Here is a 20218-nt window from a genome sequence, read left to right as displayed (position 1 = left end):
CTTACTTTATCAAATCAATTTTGTTTTATAGTCGTTCTATTCCCGTTTCCAAGCTATTGTAACATTCACTAATGGTTGATTTAATGTAGTCCACTTTTTCTTCATTAACACTTAAAACAATATTTCTCTCATCTTCAGTACTTCTACTTTTATTAATATATCCTTTGGCATACAATTTTTTGATGATAGGGCTGACTGTAACAACCCCTTTTAATAAATGAGCTTTAATATTTTTATAAGTAGATGGTTCATTATTAATAATCAGTAGCCCTAATATATATAACTCTTCTAAAGATAGCTGGTCTTGAGATGGCACTTTTTCAATGCTTTCAAATTGGTCATGACAATTTAAATAATAAGGAAGTGCAGTATGTTGATTAATGTAAGCGATGGATTTAGATTTTAATTCTAAAAATGATTTAAAATCCTCAAACATAAGCGCTATTTTTTCATGTTGCACTGCTGATAGACAAATGATTAATCGACGTTGATCAAGCGGATCACGTTTTTTAGTGAGCCAATTAAAATCATATAGTTGATTTATTAATTTAAGAAGATGGTTTTTTGAATAATTTCTATAAAAGATAATAGCATTCAAACTTAATCCTTCTTTATGTTTCTCAGTAAAATGGTATATGAATTGTAATAATTTTAACTGTTCCACCGTTAAATTATAGGAAACTCTCAAATATTCTATCGAAATGTGATCTAATACAAAGTGAGCTAGAAAACTTTTAATCTTCTGTTGATGCATATGATGACAATCCTCTCTTAGCAACCAACCACGCTCTACAATGAAATAAGAAATTTAAAATGGGCAATACTATCTTTAGGAATTTCTATCGAAGATGTTGAAATTTCTTTGAAATTTAATTTTGCTAACCAATGGTGTTGATGATAAAGCATTAGATTGTCCAGACTATTGTTCTCACTTATCGCATACCTTTGAATATCGAAATACTCTACCTCTGCATGGTTGAGTTGTTTAATATCTGAAAAAATTAATCGATATTGATTCACATTCATCTTTGATTTGATATTTAAAAAATATGTAATCACTTGATACTCGTGTTTATATCGAGTCATTACCATCTGGTTATTTCTATAAACTATTTCGCCTCTCAGTTGGTTTAACATACTGATTACATAAGATACTAACTGGAATGCATTCGGCTCTTGTTGAGCTATATTAACTACCACATATTTTTCTAAATAAGGTAACGATAAACCACTCACTTTATCATATTGATTCATTAATAATCTTATATAATCAATTGTTTGTATATTTAGTAGTTTTTCCTTATTTTTTATTAATTGGTCTACTTCAATAATTATTTTAGACTGATGAATATCGAGGTCCTCTAATAAGTTAATCGGTATCATTATTTTATCCACATCATTTACTATTCGCGCTAAACCTAACTCTTCATATTGGCCAGGTTTTACTCGATAAATCAATTGATAATCATCAAAATACTTATTAATAGATTGTTGTAACTGGTGGATTAAACTACACTTAACTTCTTCTATTAAAAAACCTAATTGAAAATGATTAAATTGACGCAAAAATATAAATAATACTTCCAATGCTTGATGAAATGACATTTTCTCTGTTGAGTTAAATACATCTGGCCTTGAAGTTGATACTTTAAATATAGGATGCATATTTAAATCAGATATAAATTGAAGAAGTTGTAACAACTCTTTTATAAACGACTCTCTATCTTTAAATATATCTTTATAATTTAAATCTACTATATAATGTACATTTCCTTTATTGATATTTAGTGCTCTTTTCATGTTTAGAAATGAACATTGGTCAAAATAATTATTGTTAATGTGTTCAATATAAAAATCCGGTGATTGATATATATTGTTACTTTCTGCCACTTTAATTGTACGCTCTTCTATTTCAAGTGAAGTTTCTTCTCTGAATTCACTTAGGGACTTTAGAATATGTCGATTTAAATCAATTTCTTCAGATTTATTTTGGAAGATAGACGTTGCTATATAATCTCTTCTAATTAATTTAGGTGTGTTTCCATAAGTATCTTTAAATAATTGTATAAATCGAGAATAATGGTGGAAGCCATGATCAATTGCTATCTCTTCTATCGGTCGACGTGTAGTTAAAATATCATTTAGACAAAACTTTAAACGTAGATGGTTAAGGTATTGGTTAAATGTTTGAAAGGGCGTTTCTTTAAACATACTTGTAAGTGTTTGATTAGATAACTGAACTGCATTAGCTAAGTCTTGCTTATTTATTTTATTTTCATGGTGATTAACTAAATATTCATGAATTTCTTCTGAAATGTACATTTTTTGATTAAATGGGTGGTCAGTATTCTCAAAATGACTTAGTTCAACCATTAAATACAGAATTAATTTATTGGCCTCTGTTTTGTAAGCTTTTTTTAGAGTATGTAATTCCAATAACTTTATTATCCAAAATTTAACTCTTTCTTGCTCATTTTTATTTATTTTTAGACCATTAGATAACATTGAGTTATTCGCAATTCTAAGATATGAATCATAAGGTATATCAATAACACAGCAAATTGAATCATTTTCACTTTTAAATGAGTATGTATCATTTAAAAGTACGAATGCGATTTCATCTTTAATTAATTCATACTTGTTCAAATTAATAGTTAACTCACTCTTACCTTGTAAACAATAGAATACTCTTACATTTAATGCTTTAGTTGTTTTAATAGCTAATTGATTAAAAACACGTATCGAATAATTCTCTCTCATATGTCTGCCTCACAATGTAGTATTGTGTTTTTGTTTATTAAAATTCTCCCCGATTGTTAAAAACTAAATTTAACTAGACAACATCTATATTTCATTCTTAATTATACAATCTTTAAATTTTTAGCTGTAGCAAATTAGATTAATATTATATCAATTTTCTTTTTAATTTAAATAGCTTTATCTAATATTTTTTGATTAATATCCTTAATAAATCTTTCAATATCCACACTAACGATTTATTGAACAGGCAAACATCATCTAGTTTATTCGATATATAATTCAATAAATATTTAAATACATTTGCTTTAAAGAATTTTCTGTAAATTTACAGTGTTGTAACAACAAAATATGTTTTTTAATTCAAACAAAAATAAAATGCCGTCATAATCGTTTTCCAACAGATTCTACTAAAATGTTGGATTATAACAAACCGTGTAACAATATTAGCAAAAAATTACAAAACGTTAACAAGCCACACAAGCATACTTTTTTCTGATAAAGTATTGCTTGTCGTTAAAAAGAACGAAAGAAATTAGTAACTCATTGGTCACATGACTATTAAATAAAAAGATAATTTAATTCTCAGGAGGATATTTAACAATGAAAAAAATCGCTACAGCTACAATCGCAACTGCGGGAATCGCTACTTTCGCTTTTGCACACAACGATGCTCACGCAGCAGAACAAAATAATGGTGGTTATAATCCAAATGATCCAACTTCATATAGTTACTCATATACTATCGATCAACAAGGAGATTACCACTACACTTGGAAAGGTAACTGGAGCCCAGATCGTTTAAATTCTCATAACAATTATAGTTACAGTAACTACTCAAATAATAATTACAATAATAATAATTATAGTAATTCTAATAACCAAACTGGTGGCTTAGGTGCTAACTATTCTTCAACAAGTCGTAACGTACATGTAACAACAACTTCTGCTCCATCTTCAAATGGTGTGTCATTATCAAACGCATCTTCAGCAGGTGGTAACTTATATACTTCAGGTCAATGTACATACTATGTATATGATAAAGTTGGTGGAAAAATCGGCTCTACTTGGGGTAACGCTAATAACTGGGCAAACGCTGCCGCTTCAGCAGGATATACAGTAAATAACTCACCTTCACAAGGTGCGATTTTACAAACTTCACAAGGTGCATTTGGTCACGTTGCTTATGTTGAGAGTGTCAACAGCAATGGTTCAATTACTGTTTCAGAAATGAACTATGGCCACGGTGTAGGTGTTGTAACATCACGTACTATCTCAGCTAGTCAAGCTGCTTCTTATAACTATATTCATTAATAATGCAATTATATTTAATAACGTCAAGCATTCATTCCATTTTAGGTATGAATGCTTTTTTAATTCATTGAATACCCTATGAATTTAAAAACTATTAAACACCAAAAAGGCCTATTACTTAGAAAGTAATAGGCTAAAAATAGTTTTTTCTAAAACAAATTCAAATGTTCTTGTTTAGTCTTTCTATATCATTTTAAAATTGATAATTAAGATGTATAAAAGAATTCGTTACATACAGTCAAGTATTTATTCCGCTACAAAATAAATACAATCACTATATAGAAGGATATTAATATGCTAAAACCAACACTAGATATAATCGCTACAAGTTATATCTATGTATATTGTTTCAACATATTTAGTATATTCCACTCTGTAAAAATATTAAACTTAATTTTTATTTAATTTCTTTATACCTATACCTGTAAAACCGTAAGTAATTGCTATTAGTGCACACAAGTAACAAGGTACTGTCCAAATAAAGAAATCCCCTACTGACACATTTAATTGGTGTGAATAATATATACCTGAAGTTCCCCATGGAATAAGTGGTAAAATCATAGTGCTTGAATCTTCAAGTGTTCGAGATAATACCGATCTTGATAAATCCATTTTTTCAAACATTTCTTTCATTAACACACCAACCATGATAATTACAATAGAAGCAACACCTGCTGCAAAAACAAGCATCAAACTACAAACCACTGTAATAAGTATAAGAGTTCCAACTGATTTTACACATTTAGATACAGTATTTAACATAACATCTAAGCATCCTGCTTTTTCTACAATACCTGCAAAGGCATAGCCACAAAAAATGGTAACAATAATTTCTGTCATGCTCATCATACCACCTTGTTCTATTAAAGTGGTCACATTCTTAGATAAGTGTGATTGATTTACCATACTATGATTAAAACCTTCAAACATTGCTTTCAAACCATCAACTATATTGAAATGATTATTAAATGTTCCAACAATTAAAGCACTTAAACTAGAAATGAGCATGGATGGTACTGTAGAGACTCTTAGAAATAAACAAACCGCAATTACAACTAACGGAATCCATACAATTAAATTAATGTTATAAACTTTATCTAACTCATGGAGTAATGTCTGTATTTGTTTAGGATTCGTATGACCTTTTGAATGCAATCCCGCAAAGAACCACACAATCATGCCAATGATGGATGCAGGAATTGTTGTCCACATCATTGATTTGATATGAGCAAAGATATTCACTTTAGTAACTAATGCGGCTAAATTAGTTGTATCTGATAAAGGCGACATTTTATCGCCAAACACTGCACCTGCAATAATTGCACCTGCAGCCATACCAGGCGCTACGCCTAACTGATTTGAAATTGAAATCAATGCTATACCTGCTGTGGATGCTGACCCCCAAGCTGTACCTGTAGCGACCGAAGTAATTGCACTGATGATAAATGCAGAAACTAAAAAATAACTCGGATTTAAGAACTTTAAACCATAATAAATCAATGCTGGCACTGTTCCAGAAAACATCCAACTGCCAACTATAATCCCTACGGCTAAAATGATAAAAATAGCAGGCATAGCTGTAGTAAGCCTCTTAGTTATACCTTCTTCTAAATCTTCCCATCTTAATCCAACTCGATATGCAATAAATGCAGCATAAGCTGATGATATTAATAATAATATCTGAATAGGTATATTAAAGAAGATAAATCCTATTACTACCACTATTACCATAAATATAATCGTAGATAAGGACTCCAAAAATGTGGGTTTCCTGTACTTATGCGTCATATTAATTGCTCCCTTCAGCAGTTTTTTGATGCAAAACCTCTTTTCGTAAACTTGTGATTAAATTTTTATTCTAAATCTAATTTTTCTAATCCTAATTCTTCTATTGTCAACCCTTCTTCAAAGAAGTCTCGTTCGAGAATTGTTGATGCGATAACTATAACCGCATCAATATTAGGTGTTGGTACATCTATAACTCTCCCTAAACTAGACCATAAGACTAATCCATAAGCGATATCTTCAGTTAAATATCTATTTTCTACATGGTTAGGTCCCGGTATTTTAGAAAATACTGGACTCGTATTAAATAGACGATTTAAAGGTTCATCTTCATCTTGTCGCTCTAAATAACCTCTTTGAATACGAGATTCTTTTGCTGTAGATAACTCAAACCCTAATTTTCTCCCTAAATTCAATCGTTCAAGTTCAATCGCATGTAATAATCGAACTGTATGTTTAGTTATCCCTTCTTTATATAATGAGAAATTCTCAGCATAATCTATTCGACCTACGTTTAGTAAAGTAGGACCCGGGTGTACTTCTGGGTTACCATTCTCTAGATTTGTCTTTAACAGACTTTCCTCTTTAACTAGATATTCATAAATTTGTGATACTTTTTCGTAACTATCATTTAATTCACTTCTATCAAATGTTGAGAAAAATACTCTACGTACATTAAGTGATAAATCTACTCGCGCATTTTCAAAATCAACACGTGTACCATAAGTAAGCGTGTTGGCTTCAGCAAAATTAGGGTGTACATCAATGTGACGATCCTCTAAAACGTTCATAAAACGAATAGACCCCATAGAAGCAGCTATGTTGAAAAAGATAAGATGTTTATCTGTCACAAAGTGAGACATGACTTTAGCATAATATTCAATAAATGATGATGGAATAATGACTTGAACGATATCTGCATCTTCTAGAACATATTCAATATCATCACTAATATTTGTAAAAGGTATAAATTTTTCTTGTCCTTCATTATTAAAATCAAAACCGCCTTTTTCAAAAGCAGCATTAAATTTTTCAATTGACTCGTTACGACAATATAATCTTACATCATGACCTTTGTCTACCATATCGACAGCCGCAGTTACTGCACCATTACCTGAACCTACAATAGCTATTTTCATAATTTTCCTTCTTTCTTCATTAAAATAGTTGTGTTCATATTTGTTAATTTAAATAATCCAATAAAAAAGGAGTGGGTCTGAATTCATCAATCGTATAGGAAGAATTCTGCGGCCCGCCCCGCGATAACTATAAATAACGTGTTTAATAAATATGAGTCAAAGCCATTCACTTACTCAAAAACATTACTTCTTCTGTATAATAACAATACTATATAACCGAATAAACCATTTTTTAAACTTATTCAATATTTAAAGTTGAAAATTTAAATTTATCATTTAATAATAAATTCTATTTTGATATAGTAATAAGTGTATTATGTATATAAATAATAAATTCGGAGGCTATTCATTATGAATAATAGTGAAAATCATCGTTTTGATCATTCAGAAACAACTTCAGAAAGTCAAATGTCATCTCAAAACTTAAATAGTGAACGAAACCAATCTACTCAAAATAGTGATTACCAACAATATAATAGAAGCAATCAGTATACTTCACAAGAAAACAATCAAATCGCAAAAGATGAAGAGCAAGACGAGCGATTAATGTCAATGTTAATTTATCTATTAGGTTTATTTACAAGTTTTATTGGTCCACTTGTCATATGGTTAGTAAAACGAAAAGACTCTAAACTTATAGATACAGCTGGAAAGACATATCTAAATTACTACATTTCTTATTTTATATATTCTGTAGTTGCAGTGATTTTAGTGTATGGCTTTCTTTTCATATCAACCTTGAGTGATAATAATACAGGTATTCAAATTTTTGCATTAATTTGTATGTTAATTCTCACTCTTGCCTTACTTGTTTTATCAATTATTAGTATAGTATGTACTATTATTGGGTGCGTTAAGTATTTTTCAGGCAAAACTTATAAAATACCATTCAGCATCCCTATCATAAAATAAAAGTTAGGTCTTATTTTATTACAATAACCTGTAACAAAAGCTTAAGTTTTTAAACAACAAAACCTATTTAATTTTAAGAACAGTGCTTCATTGAAGTTTTTGTAACAAACTGTAACCTTGACTAACGTTTATTACAACGATGGTCAAGGTTTTTTTAATTGGTTTACGAAAGCGTAACATCAATCACAAACATAAAATATTTTGTTAGAGTTGTTGTGTCGTCAAAGATGACGAATAAATAACATAAAATGATATATTCTTACTCATTGGTCGCTACACCTTTAAGATATATCATATTATTGTTTTATTTTTGGGAGGACTTTTAATTATGAAAAAATTAGTTACAATTACGACATTAACAGCAGGTATTGGTGCATCTTTATTTGGAGCTACGACAAACGCACATGCTGCAGAAAATAGTCATGGTAATCAACAGTGGAATCAACATTCTCACCATCCCATGAACAATGGTTTTCAAGAACATAATAATCACTTGAAGCATTTTAACTATCACCCACAACGTCCATTTAACTACTACAAGGATCAGCATAGCTTAAATCAAAATACACGCACACACACTTTTAAAAATACAATTACAACATCATCTGACTTAAGCTCTAATTCAAGCAGCTCATCTACTACTTCAACTAAGACAACGTCTTCTTCAGGAAACTTATATACAGCTGGTCAATGTACTTGGTATGTTTATGATAAAGTTGGAGGCACAATAGGTTCAACTTGGGGTAACGCAAATAACTGGGCAACATCAGCTCAATCAGCTGGTTATACTGTTAATCATACTCCAGAAAAAGGCTCAATTCTTCAATCATCTGCAGGTGCATATGGACATGTTGCTTATGTAGAGAGTGTTGGTAGTGATGGTTCAGTTACTGTATCAGAAATGAATTATAATGGTGGACCATACGTTGTAGATACACGTACAATCTCATCTAGTGAAGCAAGTTCTTACAATTACATTCACCTCGACTAAACACTATATTTTCAACTATCTTATAGCTTTAACTCCCGTCAAAGTTGCGATTTATATCTAAGTAACTTGACGGGTTTTTAATTCAATATACTAAATTAATACTTAACTACTACGTCAATTTTTAAATATTGCTACACTATCACTTATTTGAGAAAATAGTGATATCACTTTAAATTGGAGGCAATTGATAATGCAATGGCTGAAGGTAATTATAGCTGGATTTGTAGAAATCATCTGGGTTACAGGATTAGATAATGCGCATTCTTTATTAAGTTGGGTTGTTACCCTCTTTTTTATTGCCCTCAGTTTCTATCTTGTCATTGATGCATCTAAGCATTTACCAGTAGGTACCGTCTATGCTTTTTTTGTAGGTATAGGTGCTGTAGGTACGGTACTTGTAGATATGATTTTCTTCAATCAACCCTTTACAACTACCAAGCTTATATTAATCATAATTCTTATTGCAGGTATTATAGGCTTAAAACTCACTACTAATGAAAATGAAGAAGGAGGTCAATAACGATGGCGTGGATTTTTCTTTTAATAGCCGGAAGCTTAGAAATAATCGGTGTGGTACTACTGAATGAATTATCACGTACACAAAATAAATTATTCATCATATTACTTGGCCTCGCCTTTATTTTAAGCTTTAGCACTTTAAAACTTGCCATGCATGAAATACCTATGGGCACAGCTTATGCTATTTGGACAGCTATAGGAACCGCAGGCGGTACCATTATCGGCATGTTATTTTATAAAGAATCGAAACACTTTAGTCGAATTATTTGCATTTTAATGATACTTGTAGCTGTAGTCGGATTACGTTTGATTGGCTGATTTATATGGTGAAATAGTTCATAAGAATCTTATATACTGCCATTAGCCAAGCTATTTTAATCTTAATGTGGCTGAACGCTTTCTATTGTTTGCGCTTTCTTCTTTTACTATACTATTAATAAAGAAGGAGTGATAATTATGGAAAAAGTATATATCGCAGGCGCAATTCCTGAAGTAGGATTAAACTTATTGAAAGAACATTTTGAAGTTGAGATGTACGATGGCGAGGGAATTATTGATAAAGAAACTTTAAAAGAAGGCGTTAAAGATGCCACTGCTTTAGTAAGTTTACTCTCTACTAATGTGGATAAAGACGTAATAGATAGCGGTAAAAATCTTAAAATTATTACTAACTATGGCGCTGGTTTCAATAATGTTGATGTCGATTATGCGAGAGAAAAAGATATCGATGTGACTAACACACCTAAAGCATCCACAAATGCCACTGCTGATTTAACAATTGGCTTGATACTTAGCGTTGCCCGTCGAATTGTTGAAGGTGATGAATTATCAAGAACTAAAGGCTTTGACGGCTGGGCGCCTCTATTTTTCCGTGGAAGAGAAGTTTCAGGCAAGACAATTGGAATTATTGGTTTAGGAGAAATTGGTGGTGCTGTTGCCAAACGTGCACGTGCATTTGATATGGATGTATTATATACAGGCCCACACCGTAAAGAAGAAAAAGAAAGAGAAATCGGTGCTAAATATGTAGATTTAGATACTTTATTAGAGAATGCAGACTTCATTACTATTAATGCGGCTTATAACCCTGATCTTCATCATTTAATTGATAGTGAACAATTTAAACAGATGAAATCCACAGCATATCTAGTTAACGCTGGTCGAGGACCTATCGTCAATGAACAAGCACTTGTACAAGCGCTTGAAAATAAAGAAATCGAAGGCGCTGCCCTAGATGTATATGAGTTCGAACCTGAGATAACAGATGAGCTCAAATCGTTTAAAAATATTGTTCTTACACCACATATCGGTAATGCGACATATGAAGCTAGAGATATGATGGCTAAAATCGTTGCTAACGATGCAATTAAAAAATTAAATGGTGAAGAACCACAATTCGTCGTAAATCGTAAATAATATATCACTCTGAACGTACAAAAGGTGAGCGGAACATTTAATGTCGTCCGCTCACCTTTAATTATTTTTCTTTTGATTTATATAAAAATGTTGCTTGTGATGATGCATATGCGTTAGGCATCATTTTCATAATTGAATTGCGTATGTTCACAATTAATTTATTACGTTTCTGTGCAACCTTTCCAATTTTTCTTGATCGCTTAATTACCTTGGCAGTGTGCTTAACACGTAATTTATCATATCGTTCAAGTGCTTTGTCGAAATCATAAGCTTCCAAGCAATTGACTAAAACGATTGCATCTTCCATCGCTTGTCCAGCACCTTGCCCCATATTTGGCGTAGTAGCATGGGCAGCATCTCCTAATAAAATTGTTCTTCCATATACAAAGGTTCTTAAAGGTTTCATATCATAAATGTCATTTAATAATATGCCCGTCTCACTTTGCTTATCAAGTATTTGTCGTACTTCATTTGGAAAATGATTAAAATATGCTTGTAAATGCGGTTTACCAAATGTTTGATATTTAGGATCCCTTTCTTTAGCTGGAACCGTAATGAACCAATAAGCTTGGTTATTTAATAATGGAACAACACCAACTCTTCCCTTTGCACCCCAATATTCATTAGCTACATGTTCATCTTTAAGATTGACATCATCAACAATCCCTCTAAAGCAAGTATAGCCCTGATAAATCAACTTGGTAGAGGCACCAACAGCTTCCCTTACATTTGAGTGAATGCCATCTGCTCCGATACACAAATCAAATGCTTCACTTTCTTGTGCTGAAAAGTGAACTGTTACTTTAGAATTTGTTTGTTCTAAACCAGTCACTAAATGATTAGTATATATTGAAGAAGACTTAACATATGATTGAATAATATCTATTAAAGTTTGACGCACTAACGTTACATTTAAAGTATTATTTTTTAATTTAGCGGACACTAATTCGCGCCCACGTTCATCATATACATTCATAGCTGTTAGATTTTGACCAGCGTTTTTAATGCCCTTTTGAAGATCATGATTACCCAATTTTTTTAGTACATTATCCCCTATACCTATACCTGCACTCACTTCTCTAATTGAATTATTCTTCTCGAAAATTTTCACTTCATGACCTTGCTCTTCTAATAATGCAGCGACAGTCAAACCACCAATTCCTGCACCTACAATTGCAACTTTCATTGTTTTTACACCTCAAATTTATCATTCGTTAATATTTTATCATATGTTTAGTTGTTTAAAAGTTTGTCGTCACACTTTTAATGGTAAATTTTACATATCTAAATAAGGTTAGCGACATTGATGACCATGTGCTAACCTCATTGCTATCTATAGTATTTTTTTCGTATATTTTCTTTTTTAATACCAAAGTTGTCATAATATTTTTTCATCATATCAGCAATATTGTCTACCCACTTAATATCACTCGCATATTGGTGTTGCCCAGGATTCTGTGGATTCCAACGCATTTGATATAAATTAAGTTGATTATTTTCAAAATAATGATTACGTACGAAAGATGCGCCACCCATAATTGCTTTACTAGGTGTAGTCCATGATTGTTGTTTAGCATAGCTTTCACCAGTATGGACAGCATTTTCATCGAAAGCGCCAATGCCATAAAAGTTGTAGTATCTATGACTTCCATCCTTAACGCCTTTAGCAAGTTCTGATTTTCCGTTCCCAGTTTCTACTAATGCATGACTTATTAAGTAAATAATATTAACTTCATATTTATCTTGAGCTTTTATAAAGGTATGGCCTTGATCTTCAAGGATACCTTTACCTTTTAAAATATGATTGACTTCTGATTCAGACATAGGCACTTTTTCAGAAATATCCATATATTTCAACGGATTGTCTCCATGGCTAATACTCATGGCTTGTTCAACATCTTTTTCTTTCGCATTGACAAACTTTCCATCTCTCTCTTTAGTATTTAGCGTACCTTCACCTATCTGTCTTTCTACAGCTTCATTGAAAGTATATTTGATATCATTTTTGAAAAGATTAGTATCAAAAATGAGGAATAGAATTCCAAATATTACTAAAATAGCTATTATTAAGATTGTCGTTATACGAAATCTAGTATTCTTCATTGTTATCTAACTCCCAAAGCTTTATTTTGATAAAACGAAATATGCGATAACAATTGCAATGACAACAATAAAGAATGATACATTGATTGCAATTTTCATACCTGTGCGATCTCTAAACATGACATTAAATATGACTAGACTAATAGCTAAAGATACTGCGAAGAATGCTATTGCAAGCATAAGTTTTAGCATAATTAGAAATACAATACCAATAACTAATAAGACATTGGAAGTGATTGCCATGGCTTTCAAAATATTAGGATTGATACGACTTCACTCCTTTATTTAAACTTTTCAATATACATTTCATCATACATGAAAATTTATAGATATGCGATATTAAAATAGAGGCTCGGAAGTCATTATAGAATGCTTCTTCGCCCCTAAGCTCACATAATCATTGATATGATTTTATTCTCGTGACATGCCCTTAAGTAAATTAAGCATGTAAGTTAAACTACGATTCATGTCGTCATCTTTAAGGATACCCATTAAGTTTCTAATAGATGTACGTGCATTAGGACTTGCTTGGTTTGCAACATGAAGACCTTTGTTAAGACGATTAAGCATTTCACTTAAATCTTTCACATTTAAGTCACCAAGTAAAAAGACCATTTGTGCCATATTAGATAATAATCCTGTGTAAATATCCTTATTTAACTCCACTGCAAACTTATTGATAATTACTTGTCGTGCTTTAAATCCACCATTGAGTGCATCTAAAATTTTCGCTTCATCTAAAGTATGAATTAAACGGATTGCTTTAAGAATGCTATCTTTATTCTCAGCAATAGCATCAAGGACTTCGTTTAAATTTTCATTCTTTATTTGCTCAGGTGACTTTTTTAGACGTTTAATTTCAGTAATTCTTTCAGCCATTATTTATCACTCTGCTTCCCTGGGAATAAGTAATCAGAACGATTCCATTTTTTCTGTACTTGAACACTATATTGAGGATGACGATGTTTATCAACACGGAAGTTAGTTGGATTTAATGGTGACTTACCACGTTTAGATATAACCTCCATGCGTGCATTTGTTCGCTTGTATGACGGCGTATCAGTGTATTTATCTACATCACTATTTGTGAGTAGGTTAATTGCTCCCATATCTCCATTTTCTAAAGCATCATTATTTAGTGGAATATAGATTTCTTTGCCTTTAACTCTATCTGTAATATGAGCTACCAACGTTGCTTCACCAGTTTCTGAAATCAATTTGATTTCAGCACCTTCATGTATATCACGATCTTGCGCTAGTTCTGGTGAAATCTCAACAAATGGATGTGGTACTTTATATCTAATCATTTCAGTTTGATAAGTCATGTTACCTTCATGGAAATGTTCAAGTAAACGACCATTATTAACATGAATATCATAAACTTCATCTTCTTTGAAGAAATTATCAAATGTTAATGGATAAAGCTTTGCCTTTTTATTCTCAAAGTTAAATCCATCTAAATAAAGAATTGGAGAATCTTTCCCATCTTTATCTACAGGCCATTGAAGACTATTAAAACCTTCTAAACGGTCGTAGCTTACACCTGCATATGACGGAGTGAGTCGAGCGATTTCCTCCATCACTTCTCCAGGGTGACTATAATCCCAATCTGCGCTTAATTTATTAGCAATAAGTTGGAATATTTCCCAGTCAGGTTTAGAATCCCCCAGTGAATCTAACGCTTTATATAAACGTTGCACACGACGTTCCGTGTTGGTAAATGTACCATCTTTTTCTAGAGAAGGACTTGCAGGTAATACCACATCAGCATAAGTAGCAGTGAATGTTAAGAATTCATCTTGTACAACCATGAAGTCTAATTTCTCAAAAGCTGCTTGAACGAAATTAATATTAGAATCTACGATACCTGTGTCTTCACCATATAAATAAAGTGAATGAACGTCTCCATTATGGATACCTTCTATCATTTGATGATTATCGCGACCAGGAGTTGCACTTAATTCTACGCCATATTCTCTTTCGAATTTAGCTCTAATTTCATCATCAGTAACAAGCTGGTAACCAGGGAATTGGTCAGGCATACTCCCCATATCACTACAACCTTGTACATTATTATGACCACGAAGAGGATATGCTCCAGCGCCAGGCTTTCTATAATTTCCAGTTACAAGTAATAAATTAGAAATAGCTGTACTTGAATCACTACCGATGTCTTGTTGCGTGATACCCATCGCCCAGCAGATTGCAACTGATTCAGCTTTCGCAACTTCATGAGCGAACTTAATTAATCGTTCTTTTGGAATACCTGTTGTTTCTTCAGCGAACTCCATTGTAAATGGTTCTAATGATTTATAATATTCGTCAAAATAATCGACCCATTCGTCTAAGAATGCCTTATCATGTAAATCATTATCGATAATATACTTTGTCACCGCGCCTAACCATACTAAATCAGTACCTGGTTTGGGTTGATAAAATTCATCTGCACGTTCAGCCATTTCATGTTTTCTAATATCAAAGACATGAGATTTTTGACCGAATAATTTTTGAGCACGTTTCATTCTTGAAGCAATGACAGGATGTGCTTCAGCAGTATTTGTACCAATCAACACTGTCATAGCTGCCTTTTCTAAATCATCAATACCACCAGCGTCGCCGCCGATTCCTACTGTACGAGTCAAACCTTTCGTAGCTGGTGCTTGGCAATAACGTGAACAATTATCTACGTTATTTGTTCCTATCACTTGTCGAGCAAATTTTTGCATTAAATATGACTCTTCATTCGTCGCTTTAGAAGATGAAATAAATGACAAGCTATCTGCACCGTGTTGATTTTTAATATTGTTAAAGTTATCTGCCATCACTTGCAGTGCTTCTTCCCATTCAACTTCATGGAAAGCACCATCTTTCCTTACTAATGGCTTAGTAATACGTTGATCAGAGTTAATGTGGCCCCATGAGAATTTACCTTTAACACATGATGCAATCTTATTAGCAGGAGAATCATGAGATGGTTGAACTTTTAAAATTTCTCTATCTTTTGTCCAAACTTCAAATGAACAACCAACACCACAATATGTACATACTGTTTTTGTTTTATTTATACGTTCTTTACGCATTTCAGATTCTGAGTCAGAAAGTGCCAATAATGGACCATATCCTGGTTCAGATTTTTTGATTAAGTCGATCATTGCTACAAGTGATCCTGGCTCAGTATCAGTCATGTAACCAACATTGCCTTCCATACTCACTTCCATCATGGCATTACATGGACATACTGTTGCACATTGACCACATGATACACATGAAGATTCATTAATTGGCACATCATTATCCCAGATGACACGTGGATGTTCACGATCCCAATCAATGCTTATTGTTTCATTTACTTCTATGTCTTGGCAGGCTTCAACACAACGGCCACATAATATACATTGGTCTGGATCGTAACGATAGAATGGACCATAGTCTTTCTCATAAGGTTTTTCTTTATATTCATATGTTTGATGCTGGATGCCCCACTCATCCATAGTATTATGGATTTCACAGTCTCCATTATTATAGTCACATACCGTACAATAAAGCATATGTTTTTCTAAAATACGATCTAATGCTTCTTTTTGACTTGATTTAACATCGTTGTTATCTGTTTTTACATTCATTGGACGGTCTATTGTTGTGCCACATGCACGCGCAATTTCTCCATCAATTTCAACCATACATGTATCGCATGTTTGAATTGGCCCCATCGATTCATTGTAGCAAATCGCTGGAACGAAAATATCTCGAGACCGGATAAACTCAAGTAAATTTGTGCCTGGTTCGACAAGATAATCTGTGGCATCAAGTGTGACTACCAAATGTTCTTGCATAGGCTCACCCCATTTATATTAATTTTACCGTAATAGACTTTTCATGTTAGCTAGATCTATCTGAAAAATACCCCACATATATTTCAAGATAGAATTATCTAAATTGTATTACTTTAATTGCAAAAAGTTAAGTATTTATAAATAATTTATATTCATAAATTATTTATTTGAAAATCATTATCAATTAATGATCCTTTTACTTATTACATTTAATACTTATATACCTTGTAAAAATACATTATAAACACAAAAACACTGTGAGAATAGTTCTCACAGTGCTCAAATACAGTTTATAAATCTAAATTATCTCTTAGTAGTTGCGTGTTGCTATTTTTAGAAGCATCACTTGGGACAAAGTAATATAAACCATCACTTTGAATACCACCTTCTCCGTCAAGTTGATGACGGTTTACGTTATCGTTAGCATCTTTATAATTTTTTCTGACAAGATTCAGATCACTTAATGATAAATCAGTTTTAACATTTTGCTGTATTTCGCTCATTAATGAATTAAAATGTGTTATTGATGTTGGACTTGTCATTTTATTAGCCATAGCTTCAAGTACAAGTTGTTGGCGTTCTTGTCTACCAAAGTCCCCACCAGCACCTTCTTCCTTGCGGCTACGTATAAATCTCATTGCAGCATCCCCATCAACATGTGTTTTTTGACCTTTAACAAAATGTAAACCACTAATTGTGAAAGTGTCATTACTTACCACATCCACACCACCTAAAGTATCAATCATATCGTGTAATCCATCCATATCAATTGTTGCATAGTGGTCAATTGGTACATTCATTAATTTCTCTAAAGAATTTACCGCCATATTGGGTCCTCCGTAAGCATAGGCATGAGCAATTTTTTCTGTCGTACCTCGTCCTACAATTTGAGCTTGAGTATCACGAGGAATACTAACGAGTTCTGTTTTTTTCTCTTTAGGATTAATTGATAAAATCATAATGGTATCGCTACGCTCTCCACCACCTTGATGTTTTCGCTCCGCATCTGAATCCACACCAAATAATGCAATTGTGAAAGGGTCGCCTTCTTTTAAATTAACCTTTCCTGAGCGTAACTCTGAATGGCTTCTATTTAGAGGATTGTGTATCTTATCCCCTGTAATAAATATCTTGGCACAGATGTATATTACTGCAATAACAGCGAGTAAAAATAATACTCCTACTATCCAAAGTAAAATTTTAGTTGGCAGGCTCATTTTTCTTTTATCTGAACGTTTCACTCCTACCACTCCTTTACATTTATTTCATATTCATATTCCATAGATAATTATATTATAAAATAAATTATTTACTATACATCTGTAGACCTATTCATTTATACATTCCGAATAACTTAAAAGTGAATTTTAACTCACATAATTATAATTGAGGACAATAATAAAGCCTTAAAAAGAAACTCTTTCTAAGGCTCCGACATTAACAATTCACTTATACAATTATATTAATATAATTGTACTTATTTTTGATAGCCCTTACCGCTATTCAAAATATCCAGTACATCTTGATGACAACCAGGGTTACTAATTATAAAAGGGCCACCCTTACCAAAATCAACTTTGCCACCATCTAAGCTAGTCATTTTCAAATTAAGTTCTTGCGCAAAAAGAAACTGAGCGGCTATATCCCAAGGTTTAGGATTCGTATTCATGTGAGCGCCGAATTGACCTTTAATGACCCTAATTGAATCTAAACCACATGAACCAATAATTCGATAACTAAATGAAGTTTGGAAAAGTGCGTTTATCGTTCTATCATTTAAAACATGTGGGTTAAACGACAATATTGCATCTTCAATGGTTAATGTTGCAGGCTTTAACATCGGTAAATCATTCTCATATGCTCCCTCACCTGATATTGCTTTATACAATTTATTATGAGGATAATCGTAGATATAAGATAGTTTTGGCTCTCCATCCACAAAGTATCCTAGTATAATACAATAATCTTCTTGTTGCTTTACAAGGTTAGCCGTTCCATCAATAGGATCCATAATCCAAACATGTCCATGATAAGGATCAATATCATCATTATTTTTTTCTTCAGCTAATAGTAGATGCCCAGGTAATTGATTTGACAAGAATGTTTGAAAATGGTCTTGAATCTGTTTGTCTACGTTAGTAACTAAATCAAAACGATCCTTTTTGGTATCTGTATGCATCTCTTGAATAAGACGCGGTAAAATATCATCAACAATTTTTAACCAATCACAAATTAAACGATCAATCTGCTTTAAACTTTCTGTCATCCTATGTTTCACCACCAAATAAAATAAATTTATGTAGAATTAATAAATCAGTTATATATTATAAGTAAACTTTAATTATCGAAATCTCTCTATTTACTTATATTTATTTTATACGAAGTCATCAAGATTTTGGAATAATAATTAATAAGTTTTTAAAAAAGAAAAAATCGGCTAGTCACGAGCTAGCCGACAAATAGAAAGGAAAGTAAGTAATAAATATTGAAGATGTTTTGATGTAACTCGAACGATTACACAGCTATCTGTTATATAGCTCTACCCCTTTGTCTAATCGCTCCCCCTGTTACAAATATTATAGTAACATAATGATTTTTATATTGTAAGCGTTTTCTAAAAGAAAAATAAGAAATTTTACACTTTTGTACCGACCAAAAATAAGAAAATGTCATCATTGTCGCTTATATGTTATAATAAATGTAATATGTAATGTTTATGGAGGTGACTTTCATTGAATAAATTAGAACGCCAAAATCAAATCATTCAGTCTATACAAAATTCAGATAAAATGACCGCTTCACAACTTGCAAAACTATTTAAAGTTTCGAAACGTACTATTTTAAGGGATATTGATGATTTAGAAGAACAAGGTGTAAAAGTGTACGCACAACACGGTAAACTCGGTGGTTATCAAATTAAAGATGCTCAATCAAAAATTTCTTTATCTTTAACAGAAAATCAACTGTCAGCGTTGTTTCTTACACTTAATGAAAGTCAGTCTTATTCTACTCTCCCTTATCAAACAGAAATTCAAGCCATTATTAAACAATGTTTAGGTTTACCCCAAACGCGATTACGCAAGTTATTAAAAAAGATGGATTATTATATTAAATTTGAAGATAGTAATAATTACTCATTACCACAACTATTTTCAGATATATTAATATACTGTACAGAACGAAATGTCATGCTTGTTGATTATATTGAAGAAGGAAAAGCGCACGCTGAAAATGTTATTTTTATAGGTTTATTGTGTAAAGATGGTCAGTGGCATGCAGTGATCTTTGATATAGGTCGTGGTCATACACGTGAATTATCAATCATGGACATACACGATATTTCTTACTCATTCGAAAAAACTATTAAAACTCAAGATATCTCAATAGATAACTATCAGCAATTTTTAAACCCAGCTGACATAAACAGTTAATGTGAATCAGCTGGGTTT

The 20218-nt window shown here is 32.1% G+C and carries 18 protein-coding genes; 7 read left to right on the top strand and 11 right to left on the bottom strand.

The features are described from left to right. Positions 1 to 25: 25 nt before the first annotated feature. Entirely contained in the window at positions 26 to 754 is a 729-nt protein-coding gene (locus V6C74_RS03005; RefSeq protein WP_002432665.1) for a MarR family transcriptional regulator, read from the bottom strand. A 35-nt stretch (positions 755 to 789) separates the two neighbouring features. Beyond that, complete coding sequence (locus V6C74_RS03000) at positions 790 to 2760, bottom strand: helix-turn-helix transcriptional regulator (protein WP_016898627.1); 1971 nt, start codon at positions 2758 to 2760, stop codon at positions 790 to 792. A 600-nt stretch (positions 2761 to 3360) separates the two neighbouring features. Here V6C74_RS03000 and V6C74_RS02995 point away from each other — a divergent pair. Further along, positions 3361 to 4071: a CHAP domain-containing protein gene (locus tag V6C74_RS02995; RefSeq protein WP_002453823.1), complete on the top strand. Its 711-nt coding sequence runs from the start codon at positions 3361 to 3363 to the stop codon at positions 4069 to 4071. A 390-nt stretch (positions 4072 to 4461) separates the two neighbouring features. Here V6C74_RS02995 and nhaC read toward each other — a convergent pair whose 3' ends face one another. Both nhaC and V6C74_RS02985 read right to left on the bottom strand, forming a co-directional pair. Beyond that, positions 4462 to 5859 (bottom strand): Na+/H+ antiporter NhaC, encoded by a 1398-nt coding sequence (nhaC, locus tag V6C74_RS02990; protein ID WP_002453824.1) that lies wholly within the window; start codon positions 5857 to 5859, stop codon positions 4462 to 4464. A 65-nt stretch (positions 5860 to 5924) separates the two neighbouring features. Then, complete coding sequence (locus V6C74_RS02985) at positions 5925 to 6995, bottom strand: NAD/NADP-dependent octopine/nopaline dehydrogenase family protein (protein ID WP_002432785.1); 1071 nt, start codon at positions 6993 to 6995, stop codon at positions 5925 to 5927. A gap of 351 nt (positions 6996 to 7346) precedes the next feature. Between V6C74_RS02985 and V6C74_RS02980 the strand changes: the two genes are divergently transcribed. The 5 genes from V6C74_RS02980 to V6C74_RS02960 all read left to right on the top strand — a co-directional run bounded on the left by V6C74_RS02980 (position 7347) and on the right by V6C74_RS02960 (position 10833). After that, positions 7347 to 7907 carry a DUF4870 domain-containing protein gene (locus V6C74_RS02980; protein ID WP_002453825.1) on the top strand — a complete coding sequence of 187 codons (561 nt, stop codon included), beginning with the start codon at positions 7347 to 7349 and terminating at the stop codon, positions 7905 to 7907. Positions 7908 to 8235: 328 nt separating this feature from the next. Next, positions 8236 to 8898, top strand: coding sequence for a CHAP domain-containing protein (locus tag V6C74_RS02975; RefSeq protein ID WP_016898625.1), 663 nt, complete (start codon positions 8236 to 8238; stop codon positions 8896 to 8898). A gap of 190 nt (positions 8899 to 9088) precedes the next feature. Then, positions 9089 to 9418 carry an SMR family transporter gene (locus V6C74_RS02970; protein ID WP_002453827.1) on the top strand — a complete coding sequence of 110 codons (330 nt, stop codon included), beginning with the start codon at positions 9089 to 9091 and terminating at the stop codon, positions 9416 to 9418. A 2-nt stretch (positions 9419 to 9420) separates the two neighbouring features. Beyond that, entirely contained in the window at positions 9421 to 9735 is a 315-nt protein-coding gene (locus tag V6C74_RS02965) for a multidrug efflux SMR transporter (protein WP_103175495.1), read from the top strand. A gap of 138 nt (positions 9736 to 9873) precedes the next feature. Then, the gene (locus tag V6C74_RS02960) at positions 9874 to 10833 is read left to right on the top strand and encodes a 2-hydroxyacid dehydrogenase family protein (RefSeq protein WP_002432697.1); all 960 of its coding nucleotides are present in this window, start codon (positions 9874 to 9876) and stop codon (positions 10831 to 10833) included. A 61-nt stretch (positions 10834 to 10894) separates the two neighbouring features. Here the strand turns inward: V6C74_RS02960 and V6C74_RS02955 are convergent, their stop codons facing one another. The 7 genes from V6C74_RS02955 to V6C74_RS02925 form a co-directional block, all read right to left on the bottom strand. Further along, positions 10895 to 12019, bottom strand: coding sequence for an FAD-dependent monooxygenase (locus V6C74_RS02955; protein ID WP_002453829.1), 1125 nt, complete (start codon positions 12017 to 12019; stop codon positions 10895 to 10897). 143 nt (positions 12020 to 12162) lie between these two features. Continuing rightward, positions 12163 to 12936: an N-acetylglucosaminidase gene (locus V6C74_RS02950; RefSeq protein WP_103175494.1), complete on the bottom strand. Its 774-nt coding sequence runs from the start codon at positions 12934 to 12936 to the stop codon at positions 12163 to 12165. A 21-nt stretch (positions 12937 to 12957) separates the two neighbouring features. Continuing rightward, positions 12958 to 13179 (bottom strand): hypothetical protein, encoded by a 222-nt coding sequence (locus V6C74_RS02945; protein ID WP_002443867.1) that lies wholly within the window; start codon positions 13177 to 13179, stop codon positions 12958 to 12960. A 168-nt stretch (positions 13180 to 13347) separates the two neighbouring features. Next, entirely contained in the window at positions 13348 to 13815 is a 468-nt protein-coding gene (locus V6C74_RS02940) for a DUF1641 domain-containing protein (RefSeq protein WP_002432356.1), read from the bottom strand. After that, entirely contained in the window at positions 13815 to 16769 is a 2955-nt protein-coding gene (gene fdhF, locus V6C74_RS02935; protein WP_143978098.1) for a formate dehydrogenase subunit alpha, read from the bottom strand. The genes V6C74_RS02940 and fdhF overlap by 1 nt, the downstream gene beginning before the upstream one ends. Before the next feature lie 290 nt (positions 16770 to 17059). Beyond that, on the bottom strand, positions 17060 to 18010 hold the full coding sequence (locus V6C74_RS02930; protein WP_002432962.1) for an LCP family protein: 951 nt from the start codon (positions 18008 to 18010) through the stop codon (positions 17060 to 17062). A gap of 236 nt (positions 18011 to 18246) precedes the next feature. Then, positions 18247 to 19035 carry an inositol monophosphatase family protein gene (locus tag V6C74_RS02925; RefSeq protein ID WP_002453831.1) on the bottom strand — a complete coding sequence of 263 codons (789 nt, stop codon included), beginning with the start codon at positions 19033 to 19035 and terminating at the stop codon, positions 18247 to 18249. A gap of 466 nt (positions 19036 to 19501) precedes the next feature. Between V6C74_RS02925 and V6C74_RS02920 the strand changes: the two genes are divergently transcribed. Beyond that, positions 19502 to 20200 (top strand): YafY family protein, encoded by a 699-nt coding sequence (locus V6C74_RS02920; RefSeq protein ID WP_002432593.1) that lies wholly within the window; start codon positions 19502 to 19504, stop codon positions 20198 to 20200. Positions 20201 to 20218: the final 18 nt, after the last annotated feature.

The organism is Staphylococcus capitis subsp. capitis, from assembly GCF_040739495.1.
In the GTDB taxonomy this organism is placed as follows: domain Bacteria; phylum Bacillota; class Bacilli; order Staphylococcales; family Staphylococcaceae; genus Staphylococcus; species Staphylococcus capitis.
This window is presented reverse-complemented; position numbering and strand designations above follow the sequence as displayed.

Excerpts from the sequence above, each read along its gene's own strand:
- V6C74_RS02980 (WP_002453825.1), top strand. The coding sequence starts at position 7,347 with ATGAATAATAGTGAAAATCATCGTTTTGATCATTCAGAAACAACTTCA.
- V6C74_RS02970 (WP_002453827.1), top strand. The coding sequence starts at position 9,089 with ATGCAATGGCTGAAGGTAATTATAGCTGGATTTGTAGAAATCATCTGG.
- nhaC (WP_002453824.1), bottom strand. The coding sequence starts at position 5,859 with ATGACGCATAAGTACAGGAAACCCACATTTTTGGAGTCCTTATCTACG.
- V6C74_RS02925 (WP_002453831.1), bottom strand. The coding sequence starts at position 19,035 with ATGACAGAAAGTTTAAAGCAGATTGATCGTTTAATTTGTGATTGGTTA.
- V6C74_RS03005 (WP_002432665.1), bottom strand. The coding sequence starts at position 754 with ATGCATCAACAGAAGATTAAAAGTTTTCTAGCTCACTTTGTATTAGAT.
- V6C74_RS02965 (WP_103175495.1), top strand. The coding sequence starts at position 9,421 with ATGGCGTGGATTTTTCTTTTAATAGCCGGAAGCTTAGAAATAATCGGT.
- V6C74_RS03000 (WP_016898627.1), bottom strand. The coding sequence starts at position 2,760 with ATGAGAGAGAATTATTCGATACGTGTTTTTAATCAATTAGCTATTAAA.
- V6C74_RS02950 (WP_103175494.1), bottom strand. The coding sequence starts at position 12,936 with ATGAAGAATACTAGATTTCGTATAACGACAATCTTAATAATAGCTATT.
- V6C74_RS02960 (WP_002432697.1), top strand. The coding sequence starts at position 9,874 with ATGGAAAAAGTATATATCGCAGGCGCAATTCCTGAAGTAGGATTAAAC.
- V6C74_RS02985 (WP_002432785.1), bottom strand. The coding sequence starts at position 6,995 with ATGAAAATAGCTATTGTAGGTTCAGGTAATGGTGCAGTAACTGCGGCT.
- V6C74_RS02955 (WP_002453829.1), bottom strand. The coding sequence starts at position 12,019 with ATGAAAGTTGCAATTGTAGGTGCAGGAATTGGTGGTTTGACTGTCGCT.
- V6C74_RS02975 (WP_016898625.1), top strand. The coding sequence starts at position 8,236 with ATGAAAAAATTAGTTACAATTACGACATTAACAGCAGGTATTGGTGCA.
- V6C74_RS02945 (WP_002443867.1), bottom strand. The coding sequence starts at position 13,179 with ATGGCAATCACTTCCAATGTCTTATTAGTTATTGGTATTGTATTTCTA.
- V6C74_RS02995 (WP_002453823.1), top strand. The coding sequence starts at position 3,361 with ATGAAAAAAATCGCTACAGCTACAATCGCAACTGCGGGAATCGCTACT.
- V6C74_RS02940 (WP_002432356.1), bottom strand. The coding sequence starts at position 13,815 with ATGGCTGAAAGAATTACTGAAATTAAACGTCTAAAAAAGTCACCTGAG.
- fdhF (WP_143978098.1), bottom strand. The coding sequence starts at position 16,769 with ATGCAAGAACATTTGGTAGTCACACTTGATGCCACAGATTATCTTGTC.